The organism is Sutterella parvirubra YIT 11816, assembly GCF_000250875.1.
Taxonomy (GTDB): Bacteria; Pseudomonadota; Gammaproteobacteria; order Burkholderiales; family Burkholderiaceae_F; genus Sutterella; species Sutterella parvirubra.
In genome coordinates this window covers 1-1,677 of the sequence record NZ_JH604845.1, presented here as the reverse complement: position 1 = coordinate 1,677, position 1,677 = coordinate 1, and the positions used below count along the sequence as shown (strand labels likewise).

The window sequence follows — 1,677 nt, the reverse complement described above, 5'->3', positions numbered from 1 at the left end:
GTGCCGTTCAAAGATGACATCGCTGAGGCGCGTCAGGATGAAGCGCTCCGTGCAGAGCCTCAGAGCACGCGTCAGAGCGTCGGAGAAGGCGTCTTCAGAGCAGTCCTCTTCCGCCTCTCTCTCCCTCGCGCAGGCGTCTGCCAGAGCCTCGCTGGAGGCCTCAGTCTCCGGCCAGTGCTCAGCATCGACATCGACGTTCATGCGGAGCTCAGCGTCTGTTCTCACCCATCTGTCGAAGAGCGCCGCTGTCTGATCGTGCATGTCTCGGACATCCAGAGCGCACTCACGGATGAATCCCTTGAGCTCGTCATGCGCCTTGCGGCCCCTGGCCTCCATGCCTCGAAGCGTGAGGACGTCGTTGCTCAGGCCTGTAGAGGCTCCCGTCAGCTCGTCATTGAGAAAGAGCGTCCCGTCGTCTTCAGCGTTGCGGACGATGGTCCGTGCCTGTTCCGTCAGGGCGCTGCGGTACGACAGCACGGTCTCGGTGTACGTGGTGTTGTGCGTGTTCTTCGTCATGGCTTACTTCATCAGAGAGTGGCGCAGGCGGTAGCTTTGGTCGGCGTGTTTGAGCAGATACCCATGGTGGACGATGCGGTCCATGATCGCAAGGAGGAGCCTCTCATCGCTGAAGATGCGGTTCCACTCGACGAACGGGAGGTTGGTCGTCACGATGATGCTGCGCTGTTCGTAGCAGTCGGCGATCACCTCGAAGAGCAGCCGCGTCCCGTCCACATTCGTCGGAAGGTAGCCCCATTCGTCGATGATCAGGAGGTCGCACTGTTCGATGCGGCGACGGTACCGCGGCCAGGCGTGGTTGTCGTGAGCCGTCTGGAGCTCCTCAATGAGGTTCGCCATGCGGCGGAACATCACCTTGTACCCAAGGTCGCAGGCCTTGATCCCCAGGGCGGAAGCCAGGTGCGTCTTACCCGAGCCGGGCACCCCCATCATCACGAGGTTCTGGCGTTTCTCGATGAAGCCGCAGCTTGCGAGGGCATCGAAGGTGAGCCCCGTCGGCATCGTGACGCCCTCCCGCTCGTAGACCTCGAGGGTCTTGTCCAGATTGGGAATGCCTGAGGCCTGACGGTTGCGCTTCACGCGCTCCTCGTTGCGGTTCTCGCAGAGCCGCTTCAGCAGGTCACGCACAAAGAGGGCCGGGGACGTAACGTCCCCCATTTCCTTGTAGGCGGGGACGACGTGTGAGCCCAACCTCAAGGCCGTCGCGTAGCCGCGGATTTCATCATCAATCGTCTGAGCAGTCATGTCAGGCAAGCCCCGCATAAGGTTCGAGGGAGACGGAGGGAACGGTCGGTTGGCTGAGGTGCTCAGGCAAATCCATCAGCTGGCGATCGTCGGTGGGTGTGTCCTTCAGGCCGCGGAAACCCACGATCAACGTCGAGAGGTCTTCGTGTCCGAAACGCCGGACGGCCTCGTCCAATCGCGAGCAGATCTGCTCAATCGGCGTGCCCTCCTTCAGCGTCACATAGCAGGCCTCAAGCACCTCTCTGCGGGGCTGCGCACGCAGGCCGGTCAGGTACGTGACGGTCGCTTCGCCGAGCATCTTGGCGAGGGCGCTGTCCTTGAAGCTGGTCGGCTTCTTTCTGAGCAGGCCAAGCATCACCTTCCAATCGATGAAGTCCTTATGGAGCCCGTAATGACGCTTGTGGCTGGTGAGCAGGG

Annotated in this window: 3 protein-coding genes; all 3 read right to left on the bottom strand. The window is 61.7% G+C overall.

The genetic code is table 11. The annotated features are described in order from the left end of the window. Nucleotides 1-516, bottom strand: a 516-nt coding sequence (locus tag HMPREF9440_RS00370; RefSeq protein ID WP_008540408.1) for a hypothetical protein, incomplete at its 3' end; no start/stop codon positions are given. 3 nt (nt 517-519) lie between these two features. Next, entirely contained in the window at nt 520-1,260 is a 741-nt protein-coding gene (gene istB / locus HMPREF9440_RS00365) for an IS21-like element helper ATPase IstB (RefSeq protein ID WP_040763129.1), read from the bottom strand. A 1-nt stretch (nt 1,261) separates the two neighbouring features. After that, nucleotides 1,262-1,677, bottom strand: a 416-nt coding sequence (locus HMPREF9440_RS00360; protein WP_040763128.1) for a hypothetical protein, incomplete at its 5' end; no start/stop codon positions are given.

What these genes read in the sequence shown, in the direction of transcription:
- istB (WP_040763129.1), bottom strand. Translation starts at nt 1,260, where the DNA reads ATGACTGCTCAGACGATTGATGATGAAATCCGCGGCTACGCGACGGCC.